An 18,747-nucleotide genomic window follows, 5' to 3' on the forward strand; every position below is an offset into this window, starting at 1 on the left:
AACCCAGCCATCCTGCATAAAACCTAAATAGGCCTTTATGATGGGGTAAGACTTAACGCCGCCACCAACCCACTCGCCGTTTTTGGGGTTTGGCTTCGTCAATATTGACGGGCTGTGGGGCAGCGATATTCTCCGCAGGGGTGGTGTCTGCTGTGGCTTCTTGCGTGGGGGCAGCAGGCGTGTCCTCGGCTTTTTTCCGTCGCGCAGGGCGACGTTTGCGTGCGGGGGAGGCTTTTTCTACAGCTTCATCTGCGGATGTAGCGGTCTCTTCTATAGCTTCATCCATTGTCGTGGTGCGGGCTGTAGTAGGCCGGCGGCGCGGCCGTGCACGACGCGTGGAAGAGCGCGTGGTGGTCTCACTATCTTCACCTGTAGAGGCAGAGCGTGTGGAGATTTTCACCATGTGGGTCGCGTCGTCTTCTGTTTCTTGATCTGTGACGATGCGGCTGCGTGTTGGAGGTTGGCGCGGCGTGTGTGGACGGCGCGGTGTGGCTTCATTCTCTTCTTCGAGGCGTTCATGCCTACGCGCTGGGCGGCGGCGACGGCGTGTGGAGGAAGGGGCCTCCTCCGCTACAGCGTGTTCTTGCTGCTCGTCTTGATGAAGAGTTGGGGATGCGTGCCGGGCCTCCTGTTGTTCCATCATATCGAAAATATCAATGCCGGCATTTTGGAAAGGATTTGCAGGTGTTGGCCCTTGATAAGCGGCGAGCTCTTCAGTGGAGATAAGCTCTTCCTGCTGGCGCGGGGGGCGACGGCGGGAAGAAAGCTCGCGGCGGTGAGACCGTTCTTGCGCTTCGTGTTGAGGAGCGGTGGCGGAGGAGGATGTAACGCGCCGTGTCCGTGTCCGACGCCGGCCGGGCATGAGGGCGCGGTCATTCTCTTCATTGCTTTCCATTGAGGGAGGCATGTCTGTATCTTCGTTTGTTGGGTTTAGAGTATCTTGGGTTTCATCATCGCGGCGACGTCCACCGCGCCGACGCCGGCGACGACGAGAGGTTTTATCGTTATTGCTCTCTTCCATCTCATGATGTGCTTCATCTGTGGTGGATGTAGGCGCAGGGGGAGCTTCATCAGCAATGTTAATCGTGCGGATGGTAGTGATAGGATTATCTTCACGTGCCGTCTTGTGACGGGGGGCAACACGCTCAATGCGGAGCTCCCCTTCTGGGAGGGTATTGTCATTTTCAAAACGGATGGTCATGTCGTGATGTTGTTCCATCCCGCTAATAGCCGCCCTTTTGCTATTAAGCATGTAAAGGACGATATTAGGGCTAACATGCACGACAATTTCCGAAGCACGACGGCGGCTGGCTTCATCTTCTACACTGCGTAGTACTTGTAAGGCCATGCTCTCCACCCCGCGGATGGAGCCAGTGCCTTGGCAATGCGGGCAGGGGCTGAGCATACTCTCAGCAATGGAGGGGCGCAGGCGTTGGCGCGACATCTCCAAAAGGCCGAAATGAGAGATACGGCCTATCTGAATCCGCGCTCTATCCAACCGTAAGGCATCTTTGAGGCGTTTTTCCACCTGGTTATTATGGCGGCGGCTTTCCATATCGATGAAGTCGATGACAATCAGCCCGGCAAGGTCACGCAGGCGGAGTTGGCGAGCGACTTCCTCAGCGGCTTCTAGATTTGTGCGGAGGGCGGTTTCCTCAATATTGCGCTGGGAGGTGGATTTGCCGGAGTTGACGTCAATAGCGACAAGGGCTTCGGTCTGATTGATGACGAGATAGCCCCCAGATTCCAACCGCACAGTGGGGGAGAACATCGCATCAAGGTGGCTTTCTACCTGATAATGGGCGAAGAGATTTTGCCCTCTATTTTGCCAAAGGCGGATGCGATTGACGTTATGGGGCATCAGCAGGCGTGTAAATTCCCGCGTATTTTTCCACGCCTCTTCTCCATCAACCAACACGGTCTCAATATCGCGGGTAAAGAGGTCACGAATAGCCCGCTTAATGAGGCTTGCTTCCTCATAAATTAAAGCAGGGGCGATAGAGGTAAGCGCATGAGTGCGAATATCCTCCCAGAGTTGGAGGAGATATTCACAATCCCGCGTAATCTCCGTCTCCGGGCGGCCCGCCCCGGCGGTGCGGATAATCATCGCCATTGTGGGGGGGAGGTCCAGCATGTTTACAATGCTGCGTAAACGCCGCCGGTCTGTCTCGGAGGTGATTTTGCGCGACACACCGCCCCCGCGGAGGGTATTGGGCATGAGCACACCATAACGTCCCGCAAGGGAGAGATAGGTCGTTAAAGCAGCTCCTTTATTACCACGTTCCTCCTTTACAACCTGGACAAGGATCACTTGCCGGCGGCGGATGACTTCTTGGATGCGATAATTGCGTAGAAAACGCGCCATACGGCGGCTGGCACTATGCTCATCACCAGTATCATGCTCGCCGCTGACAATTTCTGGGCTTACATCTTCACCATCACTGTCATTATCACCATCGCTGTTATCATCAGAGAGGGTGTCTTCCGTACGGTCGTCCTCTTCAAGGGGATCATCTTGCTCGCGTTGTTCAGCGGCATATTCCTCCTCTTGAAGGGCGAGGAGTTTCTCGCGATCAGCGACAGGGATTTGGAAATAGTCGGGATGGATTTCACTAAAAGCGAGGAAGCCGTGGCGATTGCCGCCATAATCCACAAAGGCGGCCTGTAAACTTGGCTCTACACGAATAACTTTAGCGAGATAAATATTGCCTTTGAGCTGACGGCGCGCTGATGTTTCAACATCATAATCTTCAATACGCTTGCCGTTCATGACCACCACGCGGGTTTCTTCAGCGTGTGTGGCGTCTATGAGCATTTGTTTAGTCATGAAGGACGGGACTCCGTGGCGCGCGGCGTATAGCCTTCCTGGCGCCGATTGTCTTGATCAATAGAGGGCATCCTGTCCATTTTCTGGCGAGCGGGCTTCGTATCACGCGGTACGCCATAAGGAATAACACAGAACAGCATTGCAGCCTCTGGTAAACATGCTGGTAGCAGACACTGCCACCGGGATTATCATGCAACCCGCCTGTGAGATGGTTATGCCACCGGGCCGATCGCGTTAGTTGTAGATGCAGACCTCCTGCCAGGGTGTGAGCGTACTGAAGGTTAATGGCCTCAGGCTTTCGACACCGAACGGCATAAAGCGTACTACATGCGTGAGCCGCGCTTGGCACGGCCTTTTATGAGTTAAATCAGGACGTACCATGTTACCGGCTTTTGCTAGCTATAGAATGACGTAAATTAGCGTGGCTGGCAAGAGGGGAGTTCGTCCCCCTATGGTAAGGCAGAATACAGCCATTTTCTGCCTTTTTTAAGAGTATATTCATGTCTGAAAAGGAGACTATTTTATCTAAATTATAGTCAATTTATCGCGGCAATGACGGAAGGAAGCGACGGATCACTATGTTAATATTTACAATGCAGTATAATAAGGTGAAATACGATATGAGGGGCAGAACTCTGTTGGAGAGAGTGTAGAGGCTATGGCAGGCTTAACGCGTCGTGGTTTTGTGAGGGGGACCATAGCCGGTGGTATGGCAACAACATTTGGGCCCCACCCTGGGCTAGCAGCTGCGAGGCGGCATAATAGTCATGCTCCGGCTATTTTACGCCATGCGCCACCGCCTAAGCCGGTCATCATGTTGGACCCTGGGCATGGCGGCAAAGACCCCGGGGCGATTGGCGTCTCTGGGACGTATGAGAAGCATATCGCCGTGGCCGCCGCGACAGAGTTACAGCGTATGCTCATGGCATCAGGGCAATATCAGGTTGTTCTTAGCCGCAATGATGACCGGTTTATCCCCTTAGCAGGGCGTGTGGAATTGGCTCACAAACACAAGGCAGACCTTTTTATCTCTATGCATGCCGATGCATTGCATCAACCACAGGTACGCGGGGCGAGTGTTTATACATTATCTGGTAATGCCTCGGACAAACAAACAGCTGCATTAGCCGAGACGGAAAATAGTGCGGACCGTTTTGCAGGCCATGCAGGGATAGGAGGTGTGCCAGCTGAAGTTGAAGCGATTTTGAATAGCCTGATTCATGAGGAAACACGACGTGGCTCGGCCCATATGGCTGCGAGCGTGATTCAGGCATTTCAGAATCGGGTGCAGTTGCTGCATCACCCCTCGCGTCATGCGGCCTTTCGGGTGTTGAAATCGGGCGATATTCCCTCAGTGTTGGTGGAGATGGGCTTTATGTCCAACCATTTAGATGAGCAAGCATTGCGCCGCGCAGCCCATAGGACGCAAGTAGCCCAAGCGATGAAGCAGGCGATCGACCATTATTTTCATAATCGGGTAAGCGCAACGCTTTAAAAAGAAGAATGGTCTCATCGCTTGCATTATATCGGAAAAGGCGATAGGTAACGCGTGTAATGTTAGATTTTCGTACCCTCCTTCTACGACTTATGACCCCCTGAATGCCGTATAGGCAGGCAGATGGTCTGCTGCGTTCAGGGGTTTTGTTCTTATCATTTGTCAAAACGTAGAAATTGAGGGCGTTACGATGTCTTTTCAGCATCCTTCTTTTGGTCATATTGACGATAAACGCATCGTTATTTTCGATACCACTTTGCGCGATGGCGAGCAGTCTCCCGGCTTTTCCATGAATCTGGATGAGAAGCTGCGTATGGCCCATGCTTTGGCTACGCTGGGGGTTGATGTAATTGAGGCAGGCTTCCCCGCCGCTTCGGAAGGTGATTTCGAAAGCGTAAAACAAATTGCTGACCATGTAGATGGGCCTGTCATTTGTGGGTTAGCCCGTAGTGCTGCGCGGGATATTGAGGCCGCTGGTAAGGCGATTAAAGGTGCGCGCCGGGGGCGGATTCATAACTTTATTTCCACCTCGCCTCTGCATATGAAGTACAAGCTGCGGATGGAGCCGGAGCGCGTGTTGGAGCTGATAGCATTCGGCAATAAGGAATCCCGCCGCTATACAGATGATGTTGAATGGTCAGCTGAGGATGGCTCCCGGACGGAACCAGATTTTCTGTGTCGTTGTGTGGAAACAGCCATTGCGAACGGGGCAACGACTATTAACATCCCCGATACAGTCGGCTTTGCGACCCCTGATGAGATGGAGCGTATCTTCACGATGTTGAAGGAGCGTGTCCCGGGGGCGGATCAGGTGATTTTCTCCACCCATAATCATAATGATTTAGGTTTGGCTGTGGCCAATACGTTGGCCTCTGTTGAGGGGGGAGCCCGCCAGATTGAATGTACGATTAACGGCATTGGCGAGCGCGCAGGTAATGCAGCACTAGAGGAAGTCGTCATGGCGTTGCGGACTCGGCATGACCGCTACGGTATGGAGACAGGGATTGAGACTCCGCGTCTGCTGGGGCTGTCCCGTTTGCTGGCGACCATTACAGGCTTTGATGTCCAACCCAATAAGGCCATTGTGGGGCGTAACGCCTTTGCTCATGAGAGTGGCATCCATCAAGATGGTATCCTCAAACATGCCGGAACATATGAGATTATGACGCCGGAGAGCGTGGGCTGGACGAGTACCTCTTTGGTGTTGGGTAAACATTCTGGTCGTGCTGCTTTCCGCGATAAATTGAAGGCTCTGGGTTATGATGAGCTGAAAGAGGAGACAATTAACGCGGCCTTCCAACGCTTTAAGGCTTTGGCAGATCAAAAGAAGATCGTTTTTGATGATGATGTGCGGGCTTTAGTGGATGATGAAAGTCGCGACCATGAGCGTATTCGTCTTATCTCTTTGGATCTGAAGGGTGGGACAGAACATGCCGCGCATGTTGTTATGACGCTGGAGATTGATGGTGAGTCGCAGCACGTCACTGCAACGGGGAATGGCCCGGTGGATGCGGCCTTCCGTGCGTTAGGTGAGGCCTTCCCCCATGAGGCGACCTTAGCGTTATTCTCAGTAGCGAATGTGACTGAAGGGACGGATGCCCAGGCGCGTACGACGGTACGTTTGCAAGAGGGTGGCCGCCTTGTGGATGGGCAAGGCAGTGATGCCGATACGGTTGTATCAGCCACGCGGGCTTATATTCATGCTTTGAATAAATTATTAGTGAAACGCTTACGCGGTGAACCCGCAGAGGATGTGGCCTAGTAAAATGGGGGGATACCCCCCATTTTTTGTGAAAAAATAAGTTCATGAATATAACAGCTTATTAATAAGTGGGGTTTTCTGCGAAAAAAACGCTCAGAAGCGGGAATATGGCCTTGCTGAACGGTCGTGGGTCTTTATAATTTGCGGCGAATGCTGTGGATGGTATTCGGACCGTTTTCTTTACCCTCGTAAAAGCGGGGTCATCCTGCCAGGAGTTTTGAATGTTCTCTCGTCTGTTGGGGCTCATTTCCGTCGATATGGCGATCGATCTTGGCACTGCCAATACCTTGGTATATGTCAAGGGGCGTGGTGTTGTGTTGAGTGAGCCTTCCGTCGTCGCTGTTACAGAAGTGCGCGGGCGCAGACAAGTTTTGGCCGTTGGTAATGAGGCCAAATTGATGGTGGGGCGTACACCGGGGAATATTCAGGCCATTCGTCCTCTGCGTGATGGGGTGATCGCCGATTTTGAGAGCGCGGAGGAGATGATTAAACATTTCATCCGCAAAGTGCATAATCGTCGTTCCTTTTTCAGTTCTCAGATTGTGATTTGCGTGCCTTCAGGCTCTACCGCGGTGGAGCGGCGTGCGATTCAGGAAAGTGCGGAAAGTGCTGGGGCCCGTAAGGTATATTTGATTGAGGAGCCTATGGCAGCGGCCATCGGTGCGGGCCTTGCTGTGACGGAGCCTTCCGGCAGCATGATTGTTGATATTGGCGGCGGTACGACAGAAGTTGCGGTGATTTCCCTCGGCGGCATCGTGTATGCACGCTCTGTCCGTGTAGGGGGGGACCAAATGGATGAGGCCATTATGGCTTACATCCGTCGTAATTATAATCTTATGATCGGTGAAAGCTCTGCAGAGCGGATTAAAATTGAGCTAGGTGCGGCGTCTTTCGACCCGGCCTCTCAGAGGGAAGAGCGAACCATGCCGCTTAAGGGGCGTGATTTGCTCAATGGTGTCCCGCGTGAGATTATTGTGAGCGAGGCACAAATTGCCGAGGCTTTGGAAGAGCCAGTCGGTCATATTATTGATGCTGTTGCAACCGTATTGGAGCATACACCCCCTGAGCTTGCGGCAGATATTGTGGAGAAAGGGATCGTCCTTTCCGGCGGGGGAGCTTTGCTGCGTCGTTTGGATGATGTGTTGCGTTATGCGACGGGTCTGCCAGTCTTTGTGGCGGAAAATGCCCTCTCTTGTGTGGCTGTTGGGACAGGGCGGACATTGGAGCAGATGCAGCAGCTTCGTAGCGTTTTGAGCAGCATGTACTGATAGAGCCTCTCTTGGCAGGGGTAACCTGCTGCCCTCTTTAGCTATAAGGTAGGGTGAGAGGGGAGGAGCCACCCTTTTATGATCTCCATCCACACACGTCAGCTTTTGTCTGGGCTGGTTTTGCCGGTCTTTGTGTTTTTGGCTGTGGGGATCATTCTAACAGGGCAAATCTGGCCAGATAGGATGGCGCAGCTGCGTATGGGAGCTGTGCGCGATGTTGGGCCGGTTTATCAAGCGTTATTATTCCCGCAGCGGCAATTTCATAAATGGCAACTCACCTTACAAGGTGTTGGTGACCTTTTGGCGGAGAATGCCCGCTTACGGAAGGAGAACCGCAAACTTATTTATTGGTATGGGGAGGCACAAACCCTCAAGCAAGAAAATACCCGTTTAAAATCGGTCCTTCATTGGGGGGCAGAAGGTGCGCGGGACTATGTAAGTGGTTGGGTTGTGCGCGATGAGACAGGGCCGTATCTCCGGGCAGTCTTGCTTGATGTCGGAGGGCATCATGTTACTGTTGGTAGTCTCGCTGTGGATGAGGTCGGCCTTGTAGGGCGGGTGAGCGAAGTCGGCCCGCATGTGGTCCGTGTATTACTTATTGAAGATGCGGCAAGCCGTATCCCCGTTACGCTGCAAAATAGCGGTGGGGATGCCATGATGATAGGCGATAATACGCTTTACCCACGCCTGATGTATTATAATCAGAATATTCATCCCGAGGAGGGAGAACATCTCGTAACACGGGCGCAAACGGCAGGATTAACCGGCGGTATTGCTGTAGGGCGGGTCCATTATTTGGCACCTGGGCAGCCTGTTGTGGTGCCAGATGCTGCGTTGGAGCATCTGGATTTAGTGCGTATTTTTGATGGTGATTTTATGCCAGAAGGGCCGGTAAGTTCTGGCCGTGTGCGGGAGAAACCGCCGCTTTTGCCGGAGCAACATGATGGTAATACCCCCTCTACTTGGCAGAGTTTGCGCAGGTTTCTACCGTTTACATCTTTGCAGAATGGATAATTTAGAGGCCATGTTATTTATGAGAGTAGTATATTAAAGGGACGCGTAAAATGGTCATGCGATTTGAGCACGGAGGGTTAGACCATGACGCTCTAGAAGGGGCTAGACAGCGGAAACTGATGGTCCGCATGCGGCGTAAGTTTTTCCCATGTATCATAATGGTGGTCCTGGCAGTTATCCTCTCCACGCCTTTTGGAATTTTAGGACAGATGGAGCTGCAAGTAGCCCTTATTTTGGGGACAGTGTGGTTCTGGTCGCTTTATCGTCCTGCCTTTATGCCGCTTGTGGGGTTGTTCTGCGGTGGATTAATTGTGGAATTATTTAGTGTTAATCCGCCGGGTGTCCTTTTGTTTTGGATGTTGGTTGCTTATGGTGTTGCCCACGGATGCAGGGTAAGCCTATCGCGGCAGGGTTTCCTTTTAGCGTGGAGTCTCTACGGTCTAATTGTCCTGGGGGAAGCTCTAACGGATTGGGTTTTGATGGTTATTAGGGTTCGTGGCGCTCTTTCTGTCTATCCGATCGTATTTCAAGAGGCATTGGCGGTAGGAAGCTACCCTTTTTTGCATATTCTTTATCTATGGGGCCTTTCCGTTATGGAAAAGCACGACAGATTGTAATAAACTATGGCGAATGTGGCTTAAATAGCTTGATTTTTCGTTTTTTAATCTTTTTTTAGCGTTTAGTATAGATGTCCCTCCGGCGCAATGATACCGGCTCGCTATTTCGGAGGCGGAGTAGCTCACCACCTGACCCGTCTTTTACGGAAGAACGGGCAATAGGGGGGGGTATGTTTACGCGCCGTGCCCTATTGTTATTGGCCGTGCAAACGGGCGTTATGGGCACTCTGGCACATCATCTTTACAAATTGCAGGTTGTAGAAGGCGGGACGTTAAAGGAGCAAGCGCGTCGTAATCGGACGAGTCGGCGGCAAATATCGCCCGCACGTGGGGAGATTTACGACCGTTGCGGTGTGCTCGTTGCGGGGAATAAGCCAAATTGGCGCGCTCTTGTGATGGTGGAGGAGACAACGGACCTCCAGGCGGTGGTGGATCGGTTTGCCACCATTGTGCCGCTAGATGAGCGGGACCGGGCCCGTATAGAACGGGACCGCAAACATATTCGTCGTTATGTGCCGTTGACGCTGAAAGAGTTCCTCACATGGGATGATGTGGCGCGTTTGGGGTTAAATGCGCCGAGCTTGCCGGGTGTGTTGATTGATGTTGGCACCACGCGCGAATATCCGTTTAAAGAGCTGATGTCTCATATTATCGGCTATGTCGCCCCGCCAAATGAGACTGATGTGCAGCATGATGCCGCCTTGGCCCTACCGGGGATGAAGATAGGCCGCGGGGGGTTAGAGCAAACGCAAGAGGCCACATTGCGGGGCCAGCCCGGCACGGTGGAGATGGAAGTCAACGCCTATGGCCGTGTGATGGGCGAGTTGGAACGTGTAGAAGGCCAACCCGGTGCGCGGCTAGGTTTGACGCTAGATACAGTGCTGCAAACACGCATCAGAGAACGCATTGGTGAGCGTGTGGCGAGTGCGGTTGTGATGGATTGCCGCAATGGGGAGGTGATGGGGCTGGTCAGCACGCCCTCCTTCGACCCCACTTTATTTGATGGCGGGATTAGCCGTACGCAATGGAATAGCTTAATTACCGACCCCGCTACGCCGTTGGTGGATAAAGCTGTGTCCGGTCTTTATCCGCCGGGCTCTACCTTTAAGCCTGCCGTAGCATTAGCGGCATTGAAGGCCCATGCCATTACCCCTTCGGAGCGTTTTACATGCCCGGGTTATTATGACATGGGCGGGGTGCGCTTCCATTGTTGGAGCCGTTATGGGCATGGCTCTATTAACCTGCATCAGGCGTTGAAATATTCGTGTGACGTTTATTTCTATCAAGTAGCGCGCCGGTGTGGGATGGATGCGATTCACGAGGCTGCTGTTAGCTTAGGCCTAAGTGGCCATTTACCCATAGAGCTTCCCCATATGCGGGCGGGATCTGTCCCCACGCCAGAGATGCGGCGGCAGCATGGGCATCATTGGAATGGTGGTGACACCGTTAATGCGGGAATTGGGCAAGGCTTAGTGCAAACAACGCCTCTGGCTTTGGCTACATATACATCTCGCTTAGCTACGGGGCGGATGGTGCAACCCCATCTTGTTCGGACGGTGAGTGAGAAGCTTGTGCCGGAGGATATTCCTCCTCTGCCCTTTACGAAGGATTCTCTCATAGCCGCGCGGAGTGGGATGTTCGCGGTGGTGAATGAGCCACAAGGGACGGCTCCCAAAGCGCGTTTAAACCTCCCCGGTGTACAAATGGCGGGGAAAACGGGCTCGGCACAGGTGCGTAATGTTCCCCGCGCTTTGCGTGAGAGCGGGCATTTTAACTCTATGAATCTGCCGTGGCAGTATCGCCCGCATGCGTTGTTCATCTGTTTTGCACCTTATGATAACCCGCGTTATGCGGTTTCGGTCGTTGTAGAGCATGGTAATGCTGGTGCGACAGAGGCCGCCCCGCTGGCCGCGCAGATTATGACCGATACGTTGGTAAGAGACCCTGCTAATCGGACGTCACTCTCGCGCGGGGTTGTGGCACGCGCTGATGATGTAAGCGAGTAGGGGAGGCTTATGTCCCTCAAGGATTTTACTGTCCCTCGCACAGCGCGGCGTTTATTGCGAGCAGAGCCTAACCTACGCATGTTCTCGCGTTTATGGCAGATTAATTGGTTTTTTGTTCTGCTGGTGTGCTGCTTGGCTGGTGTTGGGTATATCGCTTTATATTCAGCAGGTGGCGGGCGTGCGGAAGCCTTTGCTCAACCGCAGATTATACGCTTTGGCTTTGGGCTTTTGATGATGTTGGGGGTAGCCCTTGCTAGCCCACGCGTTTTGCGGATGCTCTCTATCCCGATTTATGGTTTGTCCATCTTGCTTTTGGCTCTGGTGTTGAAAATGGGCCATGTGGGTAAGGGGGCAGAGCGATGGATTAATTTGGGGGGCTTTCAGTTTCAGCCTTCAGAGTTTTCTAAAATCGCGCTGGTGTTGATGCTCTCAACATGGTTTTACCGGATAGGGCGGGAGCGGATGGGAAATCCGCTGCGCTTGATTATCCCCGCGATTTTAACGGCTATTCCTGTCGTGTTGGTGCTAAAGGAGCCTAACCTTGGCACGGCAACCATTGTGGGTGTGATTGGGGCCTCGCTCTTTTTTGCCGCAGGGATGCGCTGGTGGTTAATCATCCTGCTGGCTGCGCCTATCCCGTTCTTAGGGCCATTTCTTTACAGCCACCTGCATGATTACCAAAAAGCGCGGATTGATACGTTTCTACACCCTGAGCATGACCCGTTAGGGGCGGGGTATAATATCCTACAATCGCGAATTGCCCTTGGGGCGGGTGGTCGCTGGGGGCAAGGCTATATGCATGGCACGCAGGGCCAGCTTAGCTTCCTGCCAGAAAAGCAGACGGATTTTATCTTCACCATGATTGGTGAGGAATGGGGCTATGCGGGCGGTGTGTTGGTGATTGGTCTGCTCTTTCTCATCACAATGAGCGGGATGTTAATTGCACTGCGATGCCGTAATCGGTTTGGCCGGCTGGTCGGGCTGGGTATCTCGATGGATTTTTTCTTATATTGTGTTGTAAATCTCTCTATGGTGATGGGGGTCATCCCTGTTGGTGGGGTGCCTTTGCCGCTTATCTCCTATGGGGGGTCGGCCATGTTGACAATGATGTTTGGTTTTGGCCTGCTTTTATCAAGCTGGGTCCATCGGGATGACCCTGATTAAAGCAATAAGCGTGAGAGGTAGTCGGTCTTTATGCATGCGTGGCTTCTCCCCTTATTAGCGTTTACGACCGCTGGCGCGCTTTTCACCATTACGCCGGGGTTGGATTCCATCATGGTTTTACGGACAGCCGCAGCAGAGGGGCGGCGCGCTGGGGTAGGGGCCATTTTTGGCATCGCACTCGGGCTAACCATATGGGGCTTAGCGGCCGCTTTTGGGCTGACGGCATTATTGGCTGCCTCTAGCAAAGCCTTCTTCATCGTAAAATGTGTGGGGGCATTGTATTTATTATGGATAGGCTGCTCTCAGCTCTTTCATCCCAGGGCCGCGTTGACAACGTCCCCTCCAACGACATTCCGTCCCCCCCTTACATCTCGTCACGATTTTTGGTCCGGTTTCCGCCGAGGGGTGTTGACGGACTTGCTAAATCCTAAGGCGGGGATTTTTGTGGTGACGTTCTTCCCACAATTCATCCCACCAGATGCTAATATTGTGGCTTTTACCTTAGTACAGGTGGTGATTCAGGTCTTATTGACATTTATTTGGCTAGGGCTGCTGGTGGCTCTTACTGTGCCTTTAGCGCGGTTTTTTAATAAGCCGGTGGTGGTGCGGCGGCTTGATCGGCTTACTGGGCTTGTGTTTATCGGGTTTGGGGCGAAGATATTCCTCACCCATAGCCCCGCCGCTCCTTGATAAGAACGGACATAAAAAGGCCGGTTAGGACATAACCCCAACCGGCTTTTATGATGATGTGCTGAAAGTGTGATGAAGGGTGGTTTAGCCTTCAATCTTGCTAAAATCAGCAATGAGCCGCCCGCTTTGGCTAAAGCGTTTTAAGAGGCGCAGGCGATTGTTGCGTTGTGCTGCATCGTCTGCATTTACCGTGACGGCCTCAAAGAAGTGGTCGATCACCGGGCGTAGAGCGGCAAGATGCTGCATAACGCTGGTGAAGTCCTCCTTCTTCAAATGGGCATCAATAATAGGCCCAGCCTCTTTAAGGGCGTCATCTAGCGCACGCTCCTCCTCCTGCACATAGAGATGTGCTTCTGGCGTGGGGGCGTAGGGGCCGTCTTTTTTCTCCTCAATACGGAGGATGTTATTGGCACGGCGATAGGCGGCGAGAAGATTCTTCCCATCCTCTGTGCCTATCATGGTAGAGAGAGCCTCCACCCGGTTGAGCAGGCGGACGAGGTCACCATCTAAATGCTTAAAGAGGGTTGTGCCCTCTAGGGCTTGCGTGACGGCCAATGTGGCATCCAGCACGTCATGGCGGCGGCCCTCATTACGCAGTTGGACGCGCAGCCTATCGATGAAGAACCCATCCATATCTTCAAGAGCGGAATCTTTACCGGCCTTGCTGGCATGAGGGATAGCCGCTTTGGAGAGCAGGTGGCCAAGGTCTAGGCGGAGGCCATTATCACGAATGGTGCGGATGACGCCTAAAGCGGCGCGGCGTAACCCGTAAGGGTCGCCAGAGCCACTGGGTGTCTCCCCAATTGTGAAGAAGCCTGCCAGCATATCCAGCCTATCAGCGAGAGCAACAGCGATGGAGATGGGCGCGTTAGCTGTTTGGTCGTTCAACCCGCGGGGCATGTAATGCTCAGCAATGGCTTGTGCCACCTCTGAGGCTTCACCATTATGGGCCGCATAATAGCCCCCCATGACGCCTTGAAGCTCAGGGAACTCACCCACCATGCCCGTTGTTAGGTCTGCTTTAGCGAGCAGGCCCGCCCGCTTAGCATGGGCTATCTGCCCCTCATTAAGGCCCATATCTGTGGCGATGAGGCCCGCTAAAGTGGCGATGCGCTCTGCACGTTCTTTTTGCGTGCCAAGCTTAGCATGGAAGGTCACAGCCCCTAGCGCAGCGACACGCTCTGCGAGTTTGGTTTTGCGGTCAAGGTCCCAGAAATGCCGGGCATCAGCAAAGCGGGCGCGTAAGACGCGCTCATTCCCCGCGATGCAGAGGGCCCCTGCATCAGTGAAGCTTTGATTGGCGACAAAGGCAAAATAGGGAGCTGCTTTGCCTTCTTGCGTACGCAGGGCAAAATAGCGTTGATTTACCCGCATGGAGACCTGCATCACCTCTGGCGGAAGGTTCATAAAGGTATCATCAATGCGGCCGAGCAAAGGTACGGGATATTCCACCAACCCGCTGACTTCTTGGACAAGCCCTTCATCCTCAACGAGCTTTAAGCCTTTATCCTCGGCTAATTTATGCACACCATTGCGGATGAGATCAGCGCGTTTTTGTTCATCAAGGATGACATGTCGAGCCTCTAAATCCCGCAGCCATTGCGCCGTATTGGTGATGGTGAACGTGCCGGGGGAGAGGATGCGGTGACCCTCTGTCACATTGCCGCTTGTAAGGCCATGAGCATCATCATCCTGACGCGCAAGGCTGAAGGGGACGGTCTGCCCATCCAACACACAGGCAATATGATGAAGCGGGCGCACCCATGTAAAGAGCGAACCATTGCCCCAACGCATCGCCTTAGGCCAAGGGAACTTCCATAATAGCTCTGGTAGCTGCTCGGCGATGAGAGCTGCTGCATTGATGGGCGGGAGCGTGCGATGGAGGACCCAAAAACCGTTCTCTTTTGTTAGAGCATCGGGGGAGACACCATGTTTACGGCAAAAACCAGCGAGGGCTTTCTCAGGTGCACTCTCACGCGGTCCACGCTCGGAGAGGGTGCGCGCGGGGATGCTCTCATCCACCTCTAGGCTAGCGGCAATATGACGTGCCCCGTAAAAACCGCGCATAGTGCGGGGGTTGAGGGGGGCTAGGGCTTGCTCTAGCAAGCGGGTAAGGTCCTCTGCTGCGCGGGCTTGCATCCCGGAGGGGATTTCCTCACAAAAAAGGTCAAGTAGCAATTCAGCCATGGGTGGTGTCCTCCTCATCTCCAGCAAGCCAAGCTTCGCAGGCGGCTTTTGCTAATGTACGCACACGCCCAATATAAGAAGCACGCTCGGAGACGGAGATAACCCCGCGCGCATCTAAGAGGTTAAATAGATGGGAGGCTTTTAAGCATTGGTCATAAGCTGGCTGGGCCACACCGGCTTCAGAGAGGCGGATGGATTCAGCCTCGGCAGCGTTAAATTGGGCAAGGAGCATATCCGTATCGGCAAGCTCGAAATTATGGCGGGAATAATCACGCTCAGCCCGGAGGAACACATCGCCGTAAGTGAGGCCCCGACCGTTGAAGTCGAGGTCATAGACATTCTCCACCCCTTGCACATACATAGCTAGCCGCTCCAACCCGTAAGTTAGCTCGGTAGAGGGGATGACCGTTGGGATGCCGCCAACCTGCTGGAAGTAGGTAAATTGCGTTACCTCCATCCCATCGCACCAGACTTCCCAACCAAGGCCCCACGCGCCGATTGTGGGGTTCTCCCAATCATCTTCAACAAAGCGGATATCGTGCTTCTCTGGGTCGATCCCAATCGCACGATAGCTCTCAAGCAGGAGGTTCTGGCTCTCTTGCGGTGTGGGTTTGAGCAGAACTTGATATTGATAATAATGCTGTAAGCGGTTGGGGTTTTCCCCATAGCGACCATCAGAGGGGCGGCGGCATGGCTGCACATAGGCCGCAGCCCAAGGCTTACGGCCAAGAGCACGCAATGTAGTATGTGGCGAGAGTGTGCCTGCGCCGAGCTCGGTATCGTAAGGCTGAAGGATGGCACAGCCCTTTTGAGACCAGAACTGATGAAGACGCAGGATCAGATCCTGAAAACAAGGGGGCCGGGATGCGGACAATTCACGAGGCTCCATAAATGTAAAGCATGATTGGGGGCATTCTATAGGATGATGGGCATCATCGCTAGCAGTTAGAGGCCGATTTTGGCCGCCTTCGTGAGCGGGGCCTTGCAGGGGCGGGGAACAGTATCCTATCTTATAGAGAATAAAGGGCGATCTCCCTGATTGGGACGACCCTGATGTGATGAAGGATAACATAGTCATGAATTCGGAAGAACGTGATCTCATAAGCCGCTTTGTCGCCCGTGTTGGGGGTGGGGTAGGGCTGCCGAATGGTCAGGGGCCGGCAAGTCTCCCGCCTATAGACCCCGAAGCGGATCGTTATATCGCCGAGAACTTCCAGCGTTATCCTGAGGCACGTTACCGCATTACGCAGCTGGCTGTCGTGCAGGAGGCTGCTTTGGCACAAGCGCAAGCTCGTATTCGTGAGCTAGAGTTTCAGCTCCAACAAGCGCGGGGGGAGATTGCTTTGTTACAACAGCAAGTGGCGTCTCAATCTGGTTCGCAAGCAGGGCAATCAGGTGGTTTCTTCTCAGGGTTGTTTGGGCGTAATGGTCAAACGTCCGCTCCGCCGCGTGCTGCGTCTCTTCCTCCAGGGTGGGGGCCGGCCTCCGGGGCAGCAGCACCGGAGATGGGCCGCGGCTATGCCCCGCCACCAGGGTATCAGCCGGGGATGTTTGCTCGTTCTGGCTCTGGTTTTCTAGGGTCGGCTTTGACAACAGCGGCCGGCGTGGCTGGTGGTATGATGGCAGCACACGCACTGGAAGGGCTGTTCTCTGGCGAGCATGGCGCTCATGAAGGAGCTGTTGGAACAGGGGCCGATTTTGGTAATGAGACAACCATCGTCAATAATTATTATGGCGATGGGAATAATGGGGACTTTAACGGCCCACAAGGTGCCGATCCCTTTAATGGGAGTGGGACAGAAGCTGGAAGCTTCGGCGCACAAGATTTCGGCCCGCAAGATTTTGCAGATGATAATGCGGATCGGGATGACTTTTTTTGAAAGCGTATAAGGCCATAATATAGCGATGGGTGGGGCTATGTGCCCCACTCATTTTTTAAGAACATTCCAGGTCGTATGCCTCTGTTAGATGGGTGGAATGTTTGGATAAAGGGTGTGTGTAAGGGACACGATAATGGAGATTGCTCCTCAAGCTGCTCTTGGGCCGGATGTCAATGGGACGACTACTCCTGCTTTGCCAGATCAGACCCTCTATGATGTGGCGGCGGTGGATGATGTGAGAGAAGGGGATATTCTTTCTATCACATTAAAGGAGCAGGCTATTGCTTTGGTGCGTGTGGGGGATGAGATCCACGCCGTAGGGCGGAGGTGCCCGCATAAGGGGGCATCATTCCGTGGGAAACTTTCTTGCCGTAGCCCTGTTCATGGTGATGTGATTGTCTGTCCCTGGCATAAGGCTGTCTTTGGGGTGCAGGATGGTAAGGTAAAGGAGCCGATCGCTTTTTCGTCTTTGCCTGTTTATCCCGTAAGACAGGTGGAGGGGCGTGTCCTTGTTGGGGCTAATCCGATTATTCAAAAACCAGCGGCTAAATGTGGAGAGGATGAGACGGTACTCGTACTTGGGGCAGGGGCTGCTGCTGCGAGTGCAATTTATACATTACGAGAGGAAGGGTTTGCTGGGCGTATCACGATGATTGGTGATGAAGGCTTTGTGCCTTATGAGCGTCCTGCGCTGAGTAAAGGGGTATTCTTGGGAGGGCGAGAGAAGGTCCAACCCTCTCCTTTGTTGAGTGAGGAATTTTACGCACGGCACGAAGTGGCCAGGATGCGTGGAAAAGTTGTTGCGTTAGATTGTGAGGCAAAGCAAGTACGGCTGGATGAAGGTAAGACCTATCATGCCGATCATATCCTGATAACAACGGGAGGGCGTCCTGTTTTACCGCCGCTCCCTGGGATTGGGCTTGAAGGTGTCATGTCTCTCCACACCGTGCGGGATGCGTGGAAGATTGCTGAAGAGATTACGGGGGATCAAGCCGTTATCCTCATTGGCTGTGGCCTTACAACGTTAGAGACAGCCTCTGCTCTGCGGCAAAAAGGTGCTGGCGTTACAATTATTGCTCCTGATTATCCTGTCCCGATGGAGCGACAATGGGGCCGGGAAATTGGGCAGGTTTTACGTCGTCTGCATGAGGATAATGGCGTTGCCTTTGTGACAGATGCGTCTGTTGTGGCAATCCATGGGACAGAGCGCGTAACAGGGGTCGAACTTGATGACGGTATGACCTTAACATGTACTCATGTGCTGGTCTCCATTGGGAATGAGCCGTGTCGGGATTTTTTACCTGAGCAAACAAAAGAAGAGGAAGAAGGGGGCGTACAGGGTATTATCGTAGATGATAATATGCAGGTACGACCTGGCATTTATGCGGCAGGCGATGTTGCGGCATTCCGGCGAAATGGAACTTTGTGCCGGGTTGAGCATTGGCGGCCTGCCCAATGTGAGGGCCGTGCAGCAGCGCGTAGTATTTTGGGTCTGCCACGACAGCCTATGCCAATGCCATGGTATTGGACGCAGCAATTTGGCAAAAAGGTGGAATATCTAGGTTGGGGGGAAAGCTTTGATTATATTTTAATAGAGGGTGATCTAGGGGGCTTTGATTTTATGGCGGCCTATATAAAGGATCAGAAAGTGGTCGCATTAGTATCTTCGGGGCGGTCCGCGGCGATGGCGCGAGCAGCGGTGGATTTTGAAAGGTTTGTAAATGAGGAAGTGAGAACTCACATTATATAAATATATTTTTAATATTGATGCGCTATTGGTTTTAAAGGGTTGAATATTAATATTGTAGGAATATTTCTAGATATATTAAAACAAATA

13 protein-coding genes are annotated in these 18,747 nt (G+C 53.1%); 10 read left to right on the forward strand and 3 right to left on the reverse strand.

Features of this window, described 5'->3' with window-relative positions; genetic code table 11:
- Positions 1-52: 52 nt before the first annotated feature.
- Entirely contained in the window at positions 53-2,827 is a 2,775-nt protein-coding gene (locus tag NQF64_RS00925) for an Rne/Rng family ribonuclease (RefSeq protein ID WP_266106187.1), read from the reverse strand.
- A 658-nt stretch (positions 2,828-3,485) separates the two neighbouring features.
- Here NQF64_RS00925 and NQF64_RS00930 point away from each other — a divergent pair.
- The 8 genes from NQF64_RS00930 to NQF64_RS00965 all read left to right on the forward strand — a co-directional run bounded on the left by NQF64_RS00930 (position 3,486) and on the right by NQF64_RS00965 (position 12,843).
- Positions 3,486-4,322, forward strand: a complete 837-nt coding sequence (locus NQF64_RS00930) for an N-acetylmuramoyl-L-alanine amidase family protein (RefSeq protein ID WP_099026171.1) — start codon at positions 3,486-3,488, stop codon at positions 4,320-4,322.
- A gap of 190 nt (positions 4,323-4,512) precedes the next feature.
- A complete protein-coding gene (locus tag NQF64_RS00935; RefSeq protein WP_266106188.1) occupies positions 4,513-6,084 on the forward strand; it encodes a 2-isopropylmalate synthase in 1,572 nt (523 codons plus the stop codon).
- Between the two features lie 221 nt (positions 6,085-6,305).
- A complete protein-coding gene (locus NQF64_RS00940; RefSeq protein ID WP_099026169.1) occupies positions 6,306-7,352 on the forward strand; it encodes a rod shape-determining protein in 1,047 nt (348 codons plus the stop codon).
- Between the two features lie 78 nt (positions 7,353-7,430).
- Positions 7,431-8,366: a rod shape-determining protein MreC gene (gene mreC / locus NQF64_RS00945; RefSeq protein WP_099026168.1), complete on the forward strand. Its 936-nt coding sequence runs from the start codon at positions 7,431-7,433 to the stop codon at positions 8,364-8,366.
- Positions 8,367-8,416: 50 nt separating this feature from the next.
- On the forward strand, positions 8,417-8,983 hold the full coding sequence (locus tag NQF64_RS00950; RefSeq protein WP_099026167.1) for a hypothetical protein: 567 nt from the start codon (positions 8,417-8,419) through the stop codon (positions 8,981-8,983).
- 71 nt (positions 8,984-9,054) lie between these two features.
- Positions 9,055-10,989: a penicillin-binding protein 2 gene (mrdA, locus tag NQF64_RS00955; protein WP_407651776.1), complete on the forward strand. Its 1,935-nt coding sequence runs from the start codon at positions 9,055-9,057 to the stop codon at positions 10,987-10,989.
- 9 nt (positions 10,990-10,998) lie between these two features.
- Positions 10,999-12,153, forward strand: coding sequence for a rod shape-determining protein RodA (rodA, locus tag NQF64_RS00960; protein WP_099026165.1), 1,155 nt, complete (start codon positions 10,999-11,001; stop codon positions 12,151-12,153).
- Positions 12,154-12,183: 30 nt separating this feature from the next.
- Positions 12,184-12,843 carry a LysE family translocator gene (locus NQF64_RS00965; RefSeq protein ID WP_266106190.1) on the forward strand — a complete coding sequence of 220 codons (660 nt, stop codon included), beginning with the start codon at positions 12,184-12,186 and terminating at the stop codon, positions 12,841-12,843.
- Between the two features lie 84 nt (positions 12,844-12,927).
- Here NQF64_RS00965 and glyS read toward each other — a convergent pair whose 3' ends face one another.
- Both glyS and NQF64_RS00975 read right to left on the reverse strand, forming a co-directional pair.
- Entirely contained in the window at positions 12,928-15,030 is a 2,103-nt protein-coding gene (glyS, locus tag NQF64_RS00970) for a glycine--tRNA ligase subunit beta (protein WP_266106191.1), read from the reverse strand.
- On the reverse strand, positions 15,023-15,919 hold the full coding sequence (locus NQF64_RS00975; protein WP_266106192.1) for a glycine--tRNA ligase subunit alpha: 897 nt from the start codon (positions 15,917-15,919) through the stop codon (positions 15,023-15,025). The genes glyS and NQF64_RS00975 overlap by 8 nt, the downstream gene beginning before the upstream one ends.
- A 187-nt stretch (positions 15,920-16,106) precedes the next feature.
- Between NQF64_RS00975 and NQF64_RS00980 the strand changes: the two genes are divergently transcribed.
- Positions 16,107-16,910, forward strand: a complete 804-nt coding sequence (locus tag NQF64_RS00980) for a DUF2076 domain-containing protein (RefSeq protein WP_099026161.1) — start codon at positions 16,107-16,109, stop codon at positions 16,908-16,910.
- A 133-nt stretch (positions 16,911-17,043) separates the two neighbouring features.
- A complete protein-coding gene (locus NQF64_RS00985; protein ID WP_099026160.1) occupies positions 17,044-18,660 on the forward strand; it encodes an FAD-dependent oxidoreductase in 1,617 nt (538 codons plus the stop codon).
- Positions 18,661-18,747 lie beyond the last annotated feature (87 nt).

The sequence above is a fragment of the Bombella saccharophila genome, from assembly GCF_026385475.1.
GTDB classification, from domain to species: Bacteria; Pseudomonadota; Alphaproteobacteria; order Acetobacterales; family Acetobacteraceae; genus Bombella; species Bombella saccharophila.